The 16,631-nt window shown below is 72.5% G+C and carries 12 protein-coding genes; 8 read left to right on the forward strand and 4 right to left on the reverse strand.

What is annotated here, in order from left to right; all coding sequences use genetic code 11:
• From ACFVW8_RS14610 to ACFVW8_RS14635, 6 genes are read left to right on the forward strand one after another with little or no spacing between them, the layout of a single operon-like run.
• Window positions 1-1,980, forward strand: coding sequence for a hypothetical protein (locus tag ACFVW8_RS14610; RefSeq protein WP_389689724.1), 1,980 nt, complete (start codon window positions 1-3; stop codon window positions 1,978-1,980).
• Between the two features lie 3 nt (window positions 1,981-1,983).
• Window positions 1,984-2,586 (forward strand): DUF624 domain-containing protein, encoded by a 603-nt coding sequence (locus tag ACFVW8_RS14615; protein WP_389689726.1) that lies wholly within the window; start codon window positions 1,984-1,986, stop codon window positions 2,584-2,586.
• Window positions 2,583-3,662, forward strand: a complete 1,080-nt coding sequence (locus ACFVW8_RS14620) for a DUF1565 domain-containing protein (RefSeq protein ID WP_389689728.1) — start codon at window positions 2,583-2,585, stop codon at window positions 3,660-3,662. Before ACFVW8_RS14615 ends, ACFVW8_RS14620 begins: the two co-directional genes overlap by 4 nt.
• Window positions 3,650-4,810 carry an SGNH/GDSL hydrolase family protein gene (locus tag ACFVW8_RS14625; RefSeq protein ID WP_389689730.1) on the forward strand — a complete coding sequence of 387 codons (1,161 nt, stop codon included), beginning with the start codon at window positions 3,650-3,652 and terminating at the stop codon, window positions 4,808-4,810. The genes ACFVW8_RS14620 and ACFVW8_RS14625 overlap by 13 nt, the downstream gene beginning before the upstream one ends.
• Complete coding sequence (locus ACFVW8_RS14630) at window positions 4,767-7,253, forward strand: polysaccharide lyase 8 family protein (protein WP_389689732.1); 2,487 nt, start codon at window positions 4,767-4,769, stop codon at window positions 7,251-7,253. The genes ACFVW8_RS14625 and ACFVW8_RS14630 overlap by 44 nt, the downstream gene beginning before the upstream one ends.
• Window positions 7,254-7,257: 4 nt before the next feature.
• A complete protein-coding gene (locus ACFVW8_RS14635; RefSeq protein WP_389689734.1) occupies window positions 7,258-8,232 on the forward strand; it encodes an acetylxylan esterase in 975 nt (324 codons plus the stop codon).
• A gap of 9 nt (window positions 8,233-8,241) precedes the next feature.
• Here the strand turns inward: ACFVW8_RS14635 and ACFVW8_RS14640 are convergent, their stop codons facing one another.
• The 4 genes from ACFVW8_RS14640 to ACFVW8_RS14655 all read right to left on the reverse strand — a co-directional run bounded on the left by ACFVW8_RS14640 (window position 8,242) and on the right by ACFVW8_RS14655 (window position 14,881).
• Window positions 8,242-9,786 (reverse strand): phytoene desaturase family protein, encoded by a 1,545-nt coding sequence (locus ACFVW8_RS14640; RefSeq protein ID WP_389689736.1) that lies wholly within the window; start codon window positions 9,784-9,786, stop codon window positions 8,242-8,244.
• Window positions 9,787-9,843: 57 nt separating this feature from the next.
• Window positions 9,844-12,111, reverse strand: a complete 2,268-nt coding sequence (locus ACFVW8_RS14645; protein ID WP_389689771.1) for a tetratricopeptide repeat protein — start codon at window positions 12,109-12,111, stop codon at window positions 9,844-9,846.
• A gap of 26 nt (window positions 12,112-12,137) precedes the next feature.
• The gene (locus ACFVW8_RS14650) at window positions 12,138-13,028 is read right to left on the reverse strand and encodes an oxygenase MpaB family protein (protein ID WP_389689738.1); all 891 of its coding nucleotides are present in this window, start codon (window positions 13,026-13,028) and stop codon (window positions 12,138-12,140) included.
• 188 nt (window positions 13,029-13,216) lie between these two features.
• Window positions 13,217-14,881, reverse strand: a complete 1,665-nt coding sequence (locus ACFVW8_RS14655) for a sigma-70 family RNA polymerase sigma factor (protein WP_389689739.1) — start codon at window positions 14,879-14,881, stop codon at window positions 13,217-13,219.
• 745 nt (window positions 14,882-15,626) lie between these two features.
• On the opposite strand from ACFVW8_RS14655, the gene ureA reads away from it, so the two are divergent.
• The gene (ureA, locus tag ACFVW8_RS14660) at window positions 15,627-16,013 is read left to right on the forward strand and encodes an urease subunit gamma (protein ID WP_389689741.1); all 387 of its coding nucleotides are present in this window, start codon (window positions 15,627-15,629) and stop codon (window positions 16,011-16,013) included.
• Between the two features lie 10 nt (window positions 16,014-16,023).
• Complete coding sequence (locus ACFVW8_RS14665) at window positions 16,024-16,602, forward strand: urease subunit beta (RefSeq protein ID WP_389689743.1); 579 nt, start codon at window positions 16,024-16,026, stop codon at window positions 16,600-16,602.
• Window positions 16,603-16,631: the final 29 nt, after the last annotated feature.

The following is a 16,631-nucleotide window of genomic DNA, read 5'->3' on the forward strand; positions in this document are numbered from 1 at the left end:
TTGTTGCTCTCGGCGACCCCGCCGCCCGGACCGCGCCCCGCGCAGGAGACCCGGCTGTACGAGGAGGCTGCCCGCCACCGCGGGCTGACCCCGCCCCGTACGCACCCGCTGGCCAGCATCACCTGGCTGGGTCCGGCGGCCTCCAACCCGGCGCTGGCCTACCGGGTGGGCGGCGATCCGGCCCATCTGGCGGAGAGCCGGCGCTGGATCGAGGCCGCGGTGCGGCTGCCCCACTGGGGCAAGGCCCATATGCCGGACCACGACCTGGACGCCGGCTGGCTGCTGCACCACCTGGCCCTCACGTACAAGTGGATCGGCGACGAACTGCCGGACGGGGTCCGGGCGCTGCTGCGGTACAAGCTGCTGCTCCAGGGGCGGCGGATGTACGAGTACGCGGTGGCGAGCGAGGGCAGCTGGTGGTCCTCCTCGTACTGGCAGAACCACAACTGGATCTGCTACGCGGGACTGGCGACGGCCGGGTACGTGCTCGGCAAGGAGGAGTGGACCGAGCGCGCCAAGGACAATCTCGGGACCGTGCTCGACCTGATGCCCGAGGACGGCTCGCACGCCGAAGGTGTCGTGTACTGGCGTTACGGCGTGCCCTTCCTCGCCATCCACCTGGACCTCCTGAAGGAAGCGGAGGGCATCGACTGGTGGGACCGCGGCGGTTTCATGTCCCGCACGTTCCGCTACCGGCTGCACCAGACCGCGCCCGGCTTCGCGTTCAACGTCGACCACGGTGACTGCCACGACCGGCGCAGCGGTCACAGCGCCGCTCTGTACTATCGCCTCGGCGCGCAGTACGGCATCCCGGAGGCCCAGTGGATGGGTGATCTGGCCTCGGGCGAACTGTTGTGGCAGGAGGCGGCCGAGAGCGGAGTGCGGCCGGGGATCCTGCCGGAGGCCTACCTCGAATACCTCTGGTACGACCCGTCCGTGCGCGCGGCCCGCCCCACCGAGACCCGGGCGTTCTTCCCGGATCTCGGGCTGCTGGCCGCGCGCACGGGATGGGACGAGGACGCCACACTGGTCTCGTTCAAGGCGAGCCCGGGTGGTGGCCACCGGGCCTGGGAGACCGCCGGGACGCACCGGGTGGAGCGGGGCTGGGAGACCCTGAACCAGGGGCACCACCACCCGGATTCGGGCTCCTTCGTGCTGGTCTCACAGGGCGAGTTCCTCGCGGTGGACGAGGGCTACAGCAACCGCAAGCGGGCCGCTCACCACAATCTGCTGCTGGTGGACGGGCAGGGCTACGCTGACGAGGACCGGTACCACGTGTACCGGGACATCCCGTTCGAGCGGCAGGCCCGGCAGCGCGATGTGCTCCTCTCCCCCGACTGCGGATGGGCGCACGCCACGGCGGAGATCGCCGCGATGTACGACCCGGCGCTCGGGGTGCGGCGGCTGGACCGGACGCTGGTGTTCACCCCGTCGGGGCGGCTGGTGCTGCTGGACCTCGCCGAGGCGGACGCGGCACGCGAGTGGACGTTCCTGCTCCAGACCGACCGGCCCACCGAGGCCCTGCCCGACGGCAGCCGGCTGATCCGGTCGGGGACAGCCTCGGCGAGGGTGCGGCAGTTCGCACCCTCCGACGGCCGCATCGTCTGCGAGGTCACCGAGGTGGTGGCCAACCCGACGTCCAGCACCCCCGGACTGAGCCTCAACCGGACCCTGCACACCCTGCGTTCGGCGACCTCCCGGTCCACCGAGGGGCTGTTCCTCACAGCGATCGCCCCGGAGGCGGGCGCGGACGCCGAGCAGGTTCCCTGCGCGGAGGGGAACGGAGTGACCTTCGGTGCGGAGACCGTACTGCTCTCCCCCGTCACCCGCCGGATCCGTACCGGCGATGTCCACGCCGACGCCGCGGCCGTGCTGCTCACCTCGGGCGGCGCGCCGTACGTGGTGGCGGCCACCCGGCTCGAACGGAACGGCACGGTCCTCCTCGACGTGCCGGAACCGTACACAGGAAAGGTCGGCTGACCCATGCAGGCAGCTCTCTCGTCCAGTTGGCCGACGCTGCTGCGGCGGCTGGAGTTCGTGGCCTATCCGGCAGCCGCCGGGGCCGCGTTCGTCGTGCTCTCGCTGGGGGTGGTGACCTGGCTGCCCGCGCTCGCCGCGATGGCGCACGGTATCCAGCGGTGGCGGGCCGAGGGAGACAGCCACTGCTTCACCCGCACGTTCGAGTCCTTCCCCCGGTACTGGCGGGCCCTGTGGCGGCACGGGCTCGCCTCCACGGCGGCGGCAGCCGTCCTGACCGCCAACATCGTCTATCTGATGGGCCGTTCGGAGCCGTGGACGTTTGTGCTGCTCGCCGCGCAGGCGGGTATCGCGGCCGCTCTGGTCATCCACCATGTGGCGCTCGCGGCCGAGGCCGGCCGGGCGCCCGGCGGCACCGTGCGGAGCTGGACCCGGGGCGCGCTGGCGCTCGGCTTCGGCTCGGCCGCCCGGGGCACCGCCCTGCTCGGCGCGGTGGTCTCCGCCGTCCTGCTCTCTCTCGTCGTACCGCTGGGGCCACTGCTTCTCGGCCCCAGCATTCCCGTACTGCTCGCTCTGTCCTTCGCTGATCCCAGGAGGCACACCCCATGAGCCACGCACTGCGCACCGCCCTCGTCGCCGCACTCGCCGTCGGCACCCCGCTCGCCCTCGCCCCGCCCACGGTGGCCGCTACGGCCGCCGCCGACTACTACGTGTCGCCGTCCGGCAGCGACACCAACTCCGGTACGTCGGCGGGGTCCCCGTTCGCCACGATCCAGAAGGCGGTCGATCTGGCGCCGGCGGGCGCGGTGGTGAACCTCGCTGCCGGCACGTACAAGCAGGATGTCGTCACCAAGCGCGCCGGGGTCACCCTCACGGGCCCTTCGAACGCGGTGGTGAAGGGGGCCGGCGGCACCCGGATCATCCAGGTGCGGCACGACTCGACGACGCTGAGGGGATTCACCGTGGACGGGCTGCACGGCTCGTCCACCGATGTGTCGGGGTACCGCCTCAAGCTCATATATGTCATGAGCACGACTCCCGGCAACGGTGTGGGCGATCTGCACATCACCGATATGACCCTGAAGAACGCGGCCGACGAATGCCTGCGGGTGCGCTATCTCGTGACCGGCGCCGACATCTCGGGCAACACCATCACCGACTGCGGCGTCGCGGACTTCAAGTTCGGCGGCGGCGGCAAGAACGGCGAGGGCATCTACCTCGGCACGGCCCCCGAACAGCAGGGCGCGAACGGCGCCCCGGACGCGGCCCCCGACGTCAGCCGCAACAACCGCATCCACCACAACACGATCACCACCCGGGGCAACGAGTGCGTCGACGTGAAGGAGAACTCGACCAGCAACTACGTCGAGTACAACGACTGCAGCCAGCAGAAGGACCCCAGCTCCGGCGGGCTCGACGCGCGCGGCAGCGGCAACATCTTCCGCTACAACACCATCCACGACAACGTCGGTGCGGGCATCAGGCTCGGCGGCGACACGGCGACCGACGGCACCGCCACCAGCATCTACGGCAACACGATCACCGGGAACGCGGGCGGCGGCATCAAGTTCATGCGCACCCCGCAGGGCCCCGTCTGCACCAACACCATGAGCGAGAACACCGGTGGCGACGCGGTCGGCACCTATGGCAGCGAGTACGCCCCGACCGGCGCGTGCCCGCAGTGACCGGCCGGGGGCCCGCCAGACGCGGGGTGCTGACGGCGGCGGCAGGGCTGGCCGCCGTCGCGGTGGCGGCGCCGGGCGCGCACGCCGCCGAGGGAGCGGGCGGCGATACGCGCCGCCCGCGCTGGACGGCCTCCTGGGCGACGGCCCAGACCGCGCCGACCGACACCGACCCGGTGGCGAGCACCGGGCTGACCGACGCGACGTTCACCGCGAACGTCCGGCTCTCGGCCGGCGGGCAGGTGCGACTGCGCTACGGGCACGCCTTCGGCACGGCGCCCGTACTGATCGGTCCGGTGACCGCGGGCGGCAGGCCCGTGACGTTCGGCGGACGGCGGCAGGCGTGGCTCGCCGCGGGCGCCTCGCTGACCAGTGACGCGATCGCGGGCCTGCAGGCCGCCGAGGCGTCCCTGCTGACGGTGCGGACCGAACTGCCCGGCCCCACCGGACCGTTGTCCTTCCACCGCAACACCCATGCCTCGCACGACGTCGACGGGGAGCGCACCGCCTCGGTGTACCTGCTGACCGGTGTCGAGGTGACGGGGGCGCACGGGCCGGTCGTCGCGGTGCTCGGCGACTCCATCGCGGAGGGCGTCGGCACCCCCGACGACTCCGATCTGCGCTGGCCCGACCTGCTGGCCCGGCGGCTGCCCGGTGCGGCCGTCGCGAACCTCGGGATCAGCGGCAACCGGGTACTGCTGGACGACGCCCGGTTCGGTCCCGGCGGGCAGGCCCGCTTCGACCGCGATGTGCTGTCCCTGCCCGGGCTGCGGACCGTGCTGGTCCACCTCGGAGTCAACGACCTCCAGCAGCCGCCGAGCCAGACGGACCCCGCGCTCGTCCTGGCCGGATACCGGCAGCTGGTGCTGCGCTCACGGGACTCCGGGCTGCGGGCGGTCGGCGCGACCATCGCCCCGTTCGGGGGCTGGACCCGCTGGACACCGGAGCTGGAGACCGTGCGGCTGCGGATCAACGCGGCGGTGCGGGCCGGCCGAGTCTTCGACGGCGTGGCCGACTTCGACGCGGCCGTGCGCGACCCGGATCACCCGGAGCGGATGCGGCCCGCGTACGACAGCGGCGACGGCCTGCACCCCAACCCTTCCGGCCATGCGGCGCTCGCCGCTGCCGTCGACCGCCGACACCTTCTGTGAGGGCAGCACCATGAACCCAGGCACCACCCGAGGCACCACCGGCGGCGCCACCCGCCGCACCGTTCTCGCCGGTGCGGCGGCGCTCGGCGCGGCCGCCGCGCTGCCGCTCGCGGCGGGCACCGCGCAGGCCGCCGGCGCCGGGGACATCCCCGTCGACGACCCCACCGCCCTGCGCGCCCGGTGGCACACCCTGCTGACCGGAGGACCCGGCCTCGATCTGACGGACCCACAGATCGCCGCCGCCGTGGCCAGGATCGGCAAGGCCGCGACAACCTCCGCCAACGGCCTGGACCCGGCCCGTACCGACGGGCTGTTCCCGGACCTGACCAGCACCACGCTCTCCAACCACGTCACGACGTCGTTCAAAAGGCTCGCCACGGTCGCGACCGCGTGGGCCGTGCCCGGCACCCCGCAGTACGGCGACACCGCACTGCGCGATCTGCTGCCGGCGGGCATCGACTGGATGCTGACCAACCGCTACGGCCCCGGCCACACCCGGTTCGACAACGACTGGGACTGGGAGATCGGCTCCGCGCTCGCGCTCAACGACGCGACTGTGCTGCTCTACGACGCCCTCGGCGACGAGCGGCTCGCCCGGATCAACGAGGCCGTCCGGCACTACACGCCCGACCCGAACCTGTGGCGGGCCGACCGGCAGATCGCCACCGGCGCCAACCGGGTGTGGATCTCCACCGTCGTCGCCGTGAACGCCGTGCTGCGCGACAGCGGCGAGGACCTCGTCCGGGTCCGTGACGCTCTTTCGGACGTCGAGGGTTCGGGCGCCAACAGCGTCCTCGCCTTCAACGACGTCAGCGCGGCGGCCGAGGGCACGGGCGAGGGCTTCTACTCCGACGGCTCGTTCCTCCAGCACTACAAGCACCCGTACAACGGCGGCTACGGCAAGGAGCTGCTCAACAACCTCTCGCGGCTGCTGAACCTCCTCGCGGGCACGGCGTGGACGGTGACCGACCCGGACCTGGACAACGTCCGCGGCTGGGTCGACGAGGGCTTCGACCCGCTGCTGGTGCGCGGTGACGTGATGGCATCGGTGTGCGGTCGCGAGATCGCCCGGCCCAGCAAGCAGGGCCACGTCTCGGCCCAGACGGTCATCGAGGCGGTGGTGCGGCTGATCCCGGGCTTCCCCGGCGAGACCGCCGACCGGTTCACCGCCCTGGTCAAGCAGTGGATCGCCGAGGACACCTACCGCGACTTCCTGACCGTCACCGATCTCGCCTCACTCGTCGCGGCCCGGCAGGTCATCGCCTCGTCCGTGCCGGCGCGCGGTCCGCTGGTCGCCCACAAGCAGCACCCCCGGATGGACAAGGCGGCCCACCACCGGCCCTCGTTCGCCCTCGGCATCTCCGCGTACTCGTCCCGGATCTACAACTACGAGTCGATCCAGAACGAGAACCTGCACGCCTGGCACCTCTCCGACGGCATGGTGCTCCTCTACACGGACGACCTCGGCCACTACAGCGAGGACTACTGGCCGACGGTCGACCCGGCACGGCTGCCCGGCACCACCGTCATCGCGGGCCGGCCCGCCGACGCAGCGGGTCAGCGCACCGCCAGCACCTCCGACTGGGCGGGCGGCGCCGCACTGCCGGGCACCACGCTCGCCGCGTACGGCATGGAGCTCCGGGCGTTCGGCAGTTCGCTGCACGGCCTGAAGAGCTGGTTCTGCCTGGACGACGTCATCGCCTGCGTCGGTTCGGGCATCACCGCCGACGCCGGCACGGCGGAGACCGTGGTGGAGAACCGGAAGCTGCGGGACGCGAAGGCGGCGCTGCTCGTCAACGGCGAGGCCGCCCCGGCGGACACCGGATGGTCGGCGCGGCTGGACGAGGTGCGGTGGCTGCATGTCGCCGGGACCGGCGGCTACGTCTTCCCGGCGCCCGTCACGCTGCACGGGCTGCGCGAGGACCGGACCGCGACCTGGCGCGAGATCAACCTCAAATACGGCACGGACACCTCCGTCACCCGCCCCTATCTGACGCTGTGGCAGGACCACGGTGCCGCTCCGAGCGGGGCGGGCTACTTCTGGCTGCAGGCCCCGGCGGCGTCCGCCGAGCGTACGAAGCAGCTGTCCGCCGCGCCCCCGGTGACACCGGTCGCGGACTCCGCCGCCGTGCACGCGGTCCGCCGCAGCGCGGACGGACTGCTCGCCGCGAACTTCTGGTCTGCGGGAACTGCGCAGGAACTCACCTCGGACGGGCCGGCCTCGGTCCTCGTCCGGCCGCAGGGCAGCACCGTGACCGTCGCCGTCTCCGACCCGACCCAGCTGCGGTCATCCGTCGTCCTCGACCTGGCGCTGCGTGGGCTGACCGTCGTCTCGGCGGACCCGGGGGTGAGCGCCGCACCGGCCGGCGGCGGCATCCGGATCACCGCCGACACCGCCGGCCGCCACGGCGCAACCCTCAACCTCACCCTGAAGAGGAGCTAGACCCTTGCTGTTCGACATGCCACTGGACCGGCTGCGCGACTACCGGCCTGAGCCCGAGGAGCCGGCCGACTTCGACGCCTTCTGGGAGAAGACACTCGCCGAGACGGCCCGGCACGGCCTGGACGCCGAGTTCGTGCCGTACGACGCCGGATTCGCCACCGTCGACGTGTTCGACGTGACGTTCACCGGCTGGGGCGGACAGCCGGTGAAGGCGTGGCTGCTGCTGCCCCTGGTCCGCTCGGGTCCGCTGCCCGTCGTCGTGCAGTACATCGGCTACAACGGCGGCCGGGGCATCCCGTACTCCTGGCTGACGTGGAGCGCCCTGGGCTACGCCCATCTGGTCATGGACAACCGGGGCCAGGGCGGCGGCGGCAAGAACACCGCCGACACCGTGGACGTCGGTCCGGACGGGAACGGCTCCTCCTCCCCCGGCTTCCTGACCCGGGGCATCGAGGACCCCTACCGGCACTACTACCGCCGGCTCATCACCGACGCGGTGCGGGCCGTGGACGCGGCGAAGGCGCACGACGGCGTGGACGCCTCCCGGGTGGCGGTGCTCGGCGGCAGCCAGGGCGGCGGCCTCGCGCTCGCCGTGGCGGGGCTGCGGGACGACGTCGTGGCGGCCGTCGCCGATGTGCCGTTCCTCTGCCACTACCGGCGGGCCTCGCAGATCACGGACGCGGGTCCGTACGCGGAGATCGCGCGCTGGCTGTCCGGGCACCGGTTCCGGATCGACGAGGCGATGCAGACCCTGTCCTACTTCGACGGGGTGAACTTCGCGGCGCGGGCCACCGCCCCCGCCTGGTTCTCGGTGGGTCTGATGGACAAGATCTGCCCGTCGTCCACGGTGTTCGCCGCCTACCACCGCTATGCGGGGCCGGCGCAGATCGAGGTGTTCACGTACAACGGCCACGAGGGCGGCGCGGAGTACGACCTGCCGCGCAAGATCGAGGCCCTGCGCGGCGCGTTCGGACAGTAGCGGTACCGGTCACCGGCCCAGCGCCGCCATCGCGGCGTTGTGGCCGGGGACCCCGCTGACGCCACCGCCGCGCACCGCGCCGGCCCCGCACAGCAGGACGTTGGCGTGCGCGGTCTCCACGCCCCAACGGCCGGTCGCCCCGGTGGCGTACGGGAAGGCGAGGTCCCGGTGGAAGATATGGCCGCCGGGCAGCCGCAGCTCCCGCTCCAGGTCCAGTGGTGTCTTCGCCTCGATGCAGGGCTCGCCGTTCCCGTCTAGGGCCAGGCAGTCCGTGATCGGCTCCTCCAGATGGGAGTCGAGTTCGGCGAGGGTCGCCTTGAGCAGGGCCGCGCGCGTCGCCCCGTTGTCCGCGGCGAAGAGGCGGGCCGGGGTGTGCAGGCCGAACAGGGTGAGGGTCTGGTAGCCCCGGGCGGCGAGCTCCGCGCCCAGGATCGAGGGATCCGTCAGCGAGTGGCAGTAGATCTCGGACGGAGGCGCGGCCGGCAGCCGGCCCGCCGCCGCGTCCCGATAGGCGTCGGCCAGCTGTCCGTAGCCCTCGGCGATGTGGAAGGTCCCGGCGAACGCCTGCCGCGGATCCACGGAGCGGTCACGCAACCGGGGCAGCCGGGTGAGCAGCATGTTCACCTTCAGCTGGGCCCCTTCGGCGGGCACCGGCGGTTCTTCTCCGAGAAGGGCGGCAAGGGCCTGGGGCGAGGCGTTGACCAGGACGCGCCGGGCGCCGACGGTCCGCTCGGCGCCGTCCGCCCGCACCGTCACCTCGGCGTGCGTGCCGTCGGTGTCGATGCGGACCGCCTCGTGGCCGGTGCGGATCTGCGCCCCGGCCGCGCGTGCTGCCCCGGCGAGGGCGTCGGTGAGCGCGCCCATGCCGCCGACCGGCACGTCCCAGTCACCGGTGCCGCCGCCGATCACGTGGTAGAGGAAACAGCGGTTCTGGAGCAGCGAGGGATCGTGCGCGCCGGCGAAGGTGCCGATCAGCGCGTCGGTGAGCACGACGCCGCGTACGAGATCGTCCTCGAAGTTCTCCTCGACGGCGACGCCGATGGGCTCCTCGAACAGCATCCGCCAGGCGTCCGCGTCGCCGATCCGTTCGCGGAGCGCGTCGCGGGTGGGCAGCGGTTCGGTGAGGGTCGGGAAGACCCGCTCTGCGACCTGGCCGGTGCGGGCGTAGAAGCGTCCCCAGGCCTCGTACTCCCGGTCCGAGCCGGTGAGCGCGGCGAAGGAGTCGCGGGTGCCGTCGCCGCCGACGAGCAGTCCGGTGGCGTGCCCGTCGCGGACGGCGGGGGTGTACGAGGAGACGGTCCGCTTGCGTACGGCGAAGTCGAGGCCGAGCTCCCGGACGATCTTCGGCGGCAGCAGGGACACCAGGTACGAGTATCGCGACAGCCTGGCGTCGACACCCGCGAACGGCCGGGTCGAGACAGCCGCTCCCCCGGTGGTTCCCAGGCGTTCCAGGACCAGGACGGACTGGCCGGCGCGGGCGAGGTAGGCGGCGGCGACGAGACCGTTGTGACCGCCGCCCACGATGACGGCGTCATAGCTGTCGGGTTCGGGCATGCCCCTTGGTAACACGGACGACGGGCCCTGACCAGGGCATGCGGCGGGCTGCGCGGATCAGGACGACGGGATGCCGCGCTGCTGCCGCAGGGCCGCGACCTGCCGGTACAGCTCGACCGCTTCCGTTCCCCGGCCTAGCTGTTCGAGGCAGTGCGCCTCGTCGTTGCGGCTCGCGAGGGCGTCGGGGTGGTCGGCGCCCAGCAGCCGGGTCCGTACCTCGGCGACCTGCCGGTAGGCGGTGAGCGCCTCGGCCCAGCGGCCGAGCCAGCCGAGGCCGACCGCGACCTCACGGAGGCTGACCAGGGTGTCGGCGTGGTCGGCGCCCAGGACGCGTTCCCGGGTCGCGCACACCGCGTGCGATTCGGCCAGGGCTTCGTCCCAGCGGGCCAGCCGGCCCAGGTTGACGCCCAGTCCGTGGCGGGCGCGGAGGGTCTCGGGGTCGTCCGGGCCGCTGACCCTGGTCCGGTCGCCGACGAGCACGCGGTACAGCTCCAGCGCCTCGGCGCTGCGGCCCAGCCGGCCGAGGCTGATACCCACCTCGTAGCGGGCGGCGAGGGTGTCGGGGTGGTCCGCGCCCAGCGCCTGCGACCGCAGCTGGACGACCTCGCGGTAGACCCGCAGGGCCTCCGTCCACCGGCCGAGCCGGCCCAGCGTGTAGCCGACCTCGTAGCGGGTGACCAGGGTGTCGGGGTGGGTGGCGCCGAGCAGCCTGGCGCGGGCCTCCGCGACGTCGCGCGCCATGCGGTACGACTCCTCCGGCCGCCCGAGCCTGCTGAGGTTGAACGCCAGGTTGTGACGGCAGCGCAGAGTGTCGGGGTGGTCGGGTCCCATGGAGCGTTCCCGGGAGGCGAGGACGTCGGCGTACACCTGGTGGGCCTCGAAGTGGCGGCCGAGCTGGCCCAGTACGTAGGCCACCTCCTGACGGGCCGCGAGAGTCTCCGCGTGGTCGGGGCCCAGCGTCCGCTCGCGGCCCTCGGCGACGCGCCCGAACTCCCGCAGCGCGTCCGCCGCGCGCCCGGTGCGGCTGAGGGTGAACCCGACCTCGTAGCGGCTGCAGAGCGTGTCCGGATGGTCGGGGCCGAGTGCCTGTTCGCGTTCGGCGGCGACCGCCCGGTGGACCTCGCCCGCCTCGTCCCAGTGGCCGAGGCGCCCCAGGTTGAGGCCGGCGCTGTGGCGGCTGGCGAGTATGGCGAGGAGTTCCGGCGAGGGCGTGGGCCGCTCGGCCCTCGCCGACGGAGCGGATCCGGTGGGGACGCGCGGGTCGGTGCCCGTGGTCCACGCGCCGGTCAGACCCGCCGAGTGGTCGGGCGGCGCGAGGCCCGGCGTCCCGGCGCCCGTCGCCTTGTGCCCGCTCGTCATGCCACGGGTCCAGGCGGGCAGCCGCGGTCCGGAGCCGGGCCGTGCGCCGGGATGTTCGACCGGGGCGGGCGGCGCGAGCAGCACCCGTCCGGTCGGCTCCAGGTGCGGCTGCTCGCCGGTGCGGCCGACGGCGATGCGGCGGCGCAGGTCGCCCGCGTCGGCGGGCCGCTGCTCCGGGGTCTTGGCGAGGAGTTCCAGGACGACGCGGTCGAAGAATCCGGGGAGTTCGGCCCGGTGCGAGCGCAGGGGCTCCGGCGGGGTGTCGCGGTGTCCGACGAGCACGCCCCAGGCGTCGTCCAGATCGAACGGCGGCGCTCCCGTGGCGATCTCGTAAAGCACGCAGCCCAGTGAGTAGAGGTCGCTGCGGTGGTCGATCTGGCCGCCGCTGATCTGCTCGGGCGACATGTAGTGCGGGGTTCCCATGGCGATGCCCACACCGGTGAGACGTGAGGTGACGTTGATGTCGTGGCCGAGCCTGGCGATGCCGAAGTCGCAGATCTTCACCGTCCCGTCGGCCAGCCGCATGATGTTGGCGGGCTTGAGGTCGCGGTGGACGATGCCCTGCTGGTGGGTGTAGCCGAGGGCGTCGGCGACCTGCTCGGCGATGTCGACGACGTCGTCGACCGGCAGCGGGTGCTGCTCGTTGTCCTCCAGGAGCTGGCTGAGGTTGCGGCCGTCCAGGAGCTCCATCACCAGATAGAGCACGCCCTCGTGCTCGCCGAAGTCGTGGACGACGGTGACGCCCCGGTGCTGGAGGGCGGCCGCGACCCGGGCCTCACGGCGGAAGCGTTCGCGCAGGACCCGGGTGAAGTCCTGGTCGTGCTGCGGGCCCATCGGCTTGAGGCACTTGACGGCGACCTGGCGGCCCAGCGATTCGTCGCGGGCGCGCCACACCTCGCCCATCCCGCCCCGCCCGATCAGATCGAGCAGTCGGTACCGGCTCTGGATCAGCCTGGTTTCCGCCATCCCCGCTGTCGCCCCCGTCACTCCGCCTACTGTTGCTGCGCCCTCCCCGGCCCGTCCAGTATGGCTGCCTGCCTCTTCAGTTTGTACGGGGTGGGGCGGCTGCCGGGGCCGAGCCGTGCCATGGCCTTGAGAATATGGCCCGGCGGGAGCTGCCAGCGCAGCCGCGACGGGATGGCCCGCAGGAGGGTTCCGGCGGTGCGCAGCCGCCGGTCGACGGTGGCCGCCGGCGGCGCGGGTCTGCCGTACAGCTCATGGGCGTACGGGGGCAGCGACTGGTAGGCGAGGTTCGCGACGCGCCGCCATAGCAGGGCGCGCGCGGGCACCAGCAGGGGGTGGACCGGTGGCTGCCGCAGGAAGTCGTCGACGTCCGACGCATCGGCGGAGAAGGCCAGTTGGGGCCGCACCCGCTCGAAGTAGGCGGCCAGCTGTGCGGTGGTCGCGGGGACACCGGCCGGGTCGAGTCCGACCAGCCGGGCGCTGTGTCGGTGTTCGTCGATGTACCGGTCGGCCTGCGCGTCGGTGAGCGGGAATCCGGAGCGCCGCTGGACCCGGAGGTAGGAGTCGACTTCGGCGCAGTGGATCCACAGCAGCAGTTCGGGGTCGTCGATGCCGTACGTCTCGCCGGTGTGCGGGTCGGTGGCCTTGAGGAGCCGGTGGATCCTGCGGACCCGGGCGCCCGCCTTCTCGGCGGCCTCGGTGGTGCCGTAGGTGATGGTGCCGACGAAGCCGGCCGTGCGCATCAGCCGGCCCCAGGCGTCCTTGCGGAAGTCGGAGTTCTGCATGACGCCGCGCACCGCGCGCGGGTGCAGCGCCTGGAGATACAGCGCACGCACCCCCGCCACCCACATCATCGGGTCGCCGTGCATCTGCCAGGTGACCGATTCGGGCCCGAAGAGTCCGGGGTCGGGTTCCGTCATGAAGTTGTCCTCCTCCATCGCGGCGCACAGGTCGTCGGGTCGACCGCCCCCTGCGTACCATGCGTCATCCCGTCATCGGAGTACAGGGCGATCCGGGGTCGGCAGGGCCCGGACACACGGGCCCTGCCGGGGGCCGCAGTCCAGCCTCACCCAACTGGGCGGCCTGTTCGACGGAGCCTGCCGGCTGTTCACAGCCTCGCGCCGAAGTCCTGCGTCCACCACGGTCCGCCGGGACCCTGGTGGATGCCGACGCCGATGTCCTTGAAGTCGCAGTTGAGGATGTTGGCGCGGTGGCCTGGGCTGTTCATCCAGGACTCCATCACCGATGCGGGCGTCTGCTGGCCCCGGGCGATGTTCTCGCCGTACGTCGACCAGCGGTACCCGGCGTCGGTGACGCGTTGTCCGGGGTCGGCTCCGTCGGGGTTGGTGTGCTCGAAGAAGTCCCGGGCGGACATGTCGTCGGAGTGGCGCTGTGCCGCGTCCGTGAGCTGCGTGTCCTCCTTGAGCGGCCCGCATCCGGCGGCCTGCCGCTCCTTGTTGACCAGGGCGACGACCTGGGCCGCGGTGCTCACGGGGACGGGCTGCGCGGCGGGGGAGCTCGGCACCCGCGCCGTGGCCGTTCGCCTCGGCACCGGGGCGTGGCTTCGCTCCGGCTTCCGGCGTGGGGTCGCCGGGGCACTCTTCTTCGCCGCCGTCGAGGGCGACGCGGACGCGGACCGCGAGGGTGCCGGTGAGGGCGCCGTGGGGACCGGGGCCCCGGGTGCGGTGAGATCGGTGACGGACTCCGCAGAGGTACGCGACGCCGCTTCGTCCTCACTCCCGGTGCCGGGCCCGAGGGACACGTACCAGAGGCCCCCGCCGGCCATGCACGCCGCCAGGACCGCGCCGCCGACCGCCCGCCGCCGGACGGTCCGCCGACGTCGGCGCGCGTCGGCGCGTGTGGCGCCCCGACGTCCTCCGTGCCGCCCGCCCATGGCACGGTGCCTGCCGGACCCGGCGGGTATCGCGCCGTCGCCCGCCGGCGCGTCGAGCGTGTGCGAGGCGGCGACGGGTGCCGTCCCGTCCTGCTCGGGCCACCACGCGAACAGGGCCACGGGCACCGCGACCAGAGCCAGCCCTGCCAGCAGACCCTCGGCGGGCATCAGTCCGCTCCGGAGCCCGGCACACCGCAGGCAGTCACGGGCGTGCCGGGCTATGCGTTTGCGCCACAGCGCCGACGGCCGGCCGTCCCACGCCACGAGGACCCCTCGCAGGTCCTGGCACGGCGGCTGCGCGTCGAGCGCCCGCACCACGACGCGGGCCGTATCCAGCTGCGCCTTCATCCGCTGCACCCGGACCGCCGCGTACGGCAGCGAGAGTTCGAGCGCTTCGGCGACCTCGGTACGGGTCAGCTCCCCCGCGCATTCCAGCCACCACAGCGACAACAGCCACCGGTCCTCCGGCTCCAGCCACCGCGTCGCACGCGCCGTCTCCTGGCGCTGTCCTGACAGTTGCAGCCGCGTCATCGTCACATCGACAAAGTCGGCTCCGGGATCGGCGACCTGCCCGACCTCGTCCAACGCGCCCGGCGCGCCGTTGCGGACCTGCCAGTACGCGCGGACCTGATTCATCGTGATCGACACCAGCCAGGAGCGGAAACTCTCCGGGGCCCGCAGGCCTCCGAGCCCGTCCAGCGCTCGGAGCATGGTGTCCTGCACCACGTCGTCCACGTCCGCCGAACCGTTCAGCGCCCGGCCCACGATGTTGTAGACGAGCGGAAGGTACGCGCCGGCCAGCGCCTCCTTGGCCCCTGCGTCCCCCGCGCGGGCGGCGGTCACCAGTGCCACCGGGTCCACCGTGTGCTGATGGCTCATGAAGAAGTTCCCTGTCCTGTAGACCGCTGATGATGCCCGATGACTGGGAGACCGCCGCGGCCGGCCGGGATATCAGTTATCTACGACCGGGATTCCCGCGCGCGTGCACCGGCACAGTTCACGGCGCCGTGACCGCGGTGTGACCGCGGCCCGTTGGCGTCCCCGGCACCGCGAACGGTGCGATCGGCGCGGCCGCCGTCACGCTCGCCCGGCGGTTCCGGGCGCTCCGGCGGCAGCGGCAGTCCGAGGAGACCCTTCGATGCCCAGCAGTGAGACGCGGGGCCCGAGTCGCTCCGCATCGTGGGAAGGAACGGTGCGTGCCGGGACAGTCCGGGTTCGAGCGGCGAGCAGTCCGCTAGCTCACCCGTCCACAGGTGACATTCGGCTGGGCACGGACTGCCGGGTGCCGGCCGTACTGGTGCGCGGTGCGGCTCCGCCCGCCGGGGCAGTTCGTTCAAACGCTCGCGTCGGCATCCGTTTGGGGGGGCCTGGGCGAATTTGTGGCAGTATCCCGGCCGGCCGCAGGATGATCACCTACGGCGCGGCGTGGCTCAACTGGTGGGCCTCGCCTCTCGCTGCGGACTCGCATTCATCGCCGGACCCGGGAAGACCGTAGGCATTTCACTGCCCGAGTACAGGTGCGCGTGCTCGCCGTACGGGCGCCCGCCCGGAGGTGCCCTGGCCGCCTTCCCCGGTCCGGGTCACCACGGGCCGGAGACACCATCACCATGACCGAGGAGCACGGATGCACCTGATTCCGTCAGAGCAGGAAAAGCTGCTGTTGAGCGTGGCGGGGATGCTCGCCAGCTACCGCAAGGAACGCGGCATCAAGCTGAACTACCCGGAGGCCGTCGCCTACATCAGCTGCTGGGTCATCGAAGAGGCCAGGGCGGGCAGCTACACCGTCGACCAGATGATGAGCGACGCCGGCGCCCCCCTGGATGAGCGGAAGGGCGAGACCCGGGGCGAGGGCGAGAGCGTCCTCACGACGGTCGACGTCATGGAGGGCGTCGCCGAGATGCTCGACATCCTCCAGATCGAGGCGACGTTCCCCGACGGCCGCAAGCTCGTCACCCTCTACGACCCGATCCGTGCCCCGAAGACGACGCCGAAGGCCGCCCCGATCCACTGAGGACGAACCCATGCCCTACTTCCAGCCGCTGGCACCGAGGCCCACGCCGATCGTGTGCCCGGACGCGCGGCCTGACTGCCCTGCTCCTCCCGAACTCCTGCCGCCCTCCGATCTGGACCCGGGCCAGGTCCACGACTTCTCCCGATACCAGGTGGGCGGAGTGTGGGTCAAGGACCCGACCGCGGAGCACGTCCTCAACTCCGCAGAGGGCAAGACCACTGTCTACGTGGTCAACGTCGGTGACCGCGACATCCAGATCGGTTCGCACATCCACCTGGCCGACGTCAACGAGGACCTGCTGTTCTTCACCGGCCTGGACGCCGCCACCGCGGCCGAGGCCGCCCTGACCGACCCCGAGCGCGTGTGGTCCGAACGGATCGCCACGGCACGCGAGTTGGCGCACGACCGATCGAAGACACCAGGAGTGGCCCCCTGGGGCCACCGCCTCGACATCGCTCCGGGGGACTCCATGCGGTTCAGCCCCGAGAACGCGCCCAGCGACGCGATCGACGTCGTTCCGATCGGCGGGAGGCGACATGTTCCGGGCCTGCGCAAGGACAAGCCGGCCGGCGACGCCGATCTCGACTGACAGGGCCCCCGCAAACCCAGCTGGAGAAG

The organism is Streptomyces sp. NPDC058221, assembly GCF_042882365.1.
In the GTDB taxonomy this organism is placed as follows: Bacteria; Actinomycetota; Actinomycetes; order Streptomycetales; family Streptomycetaceae; genus Streptomyces.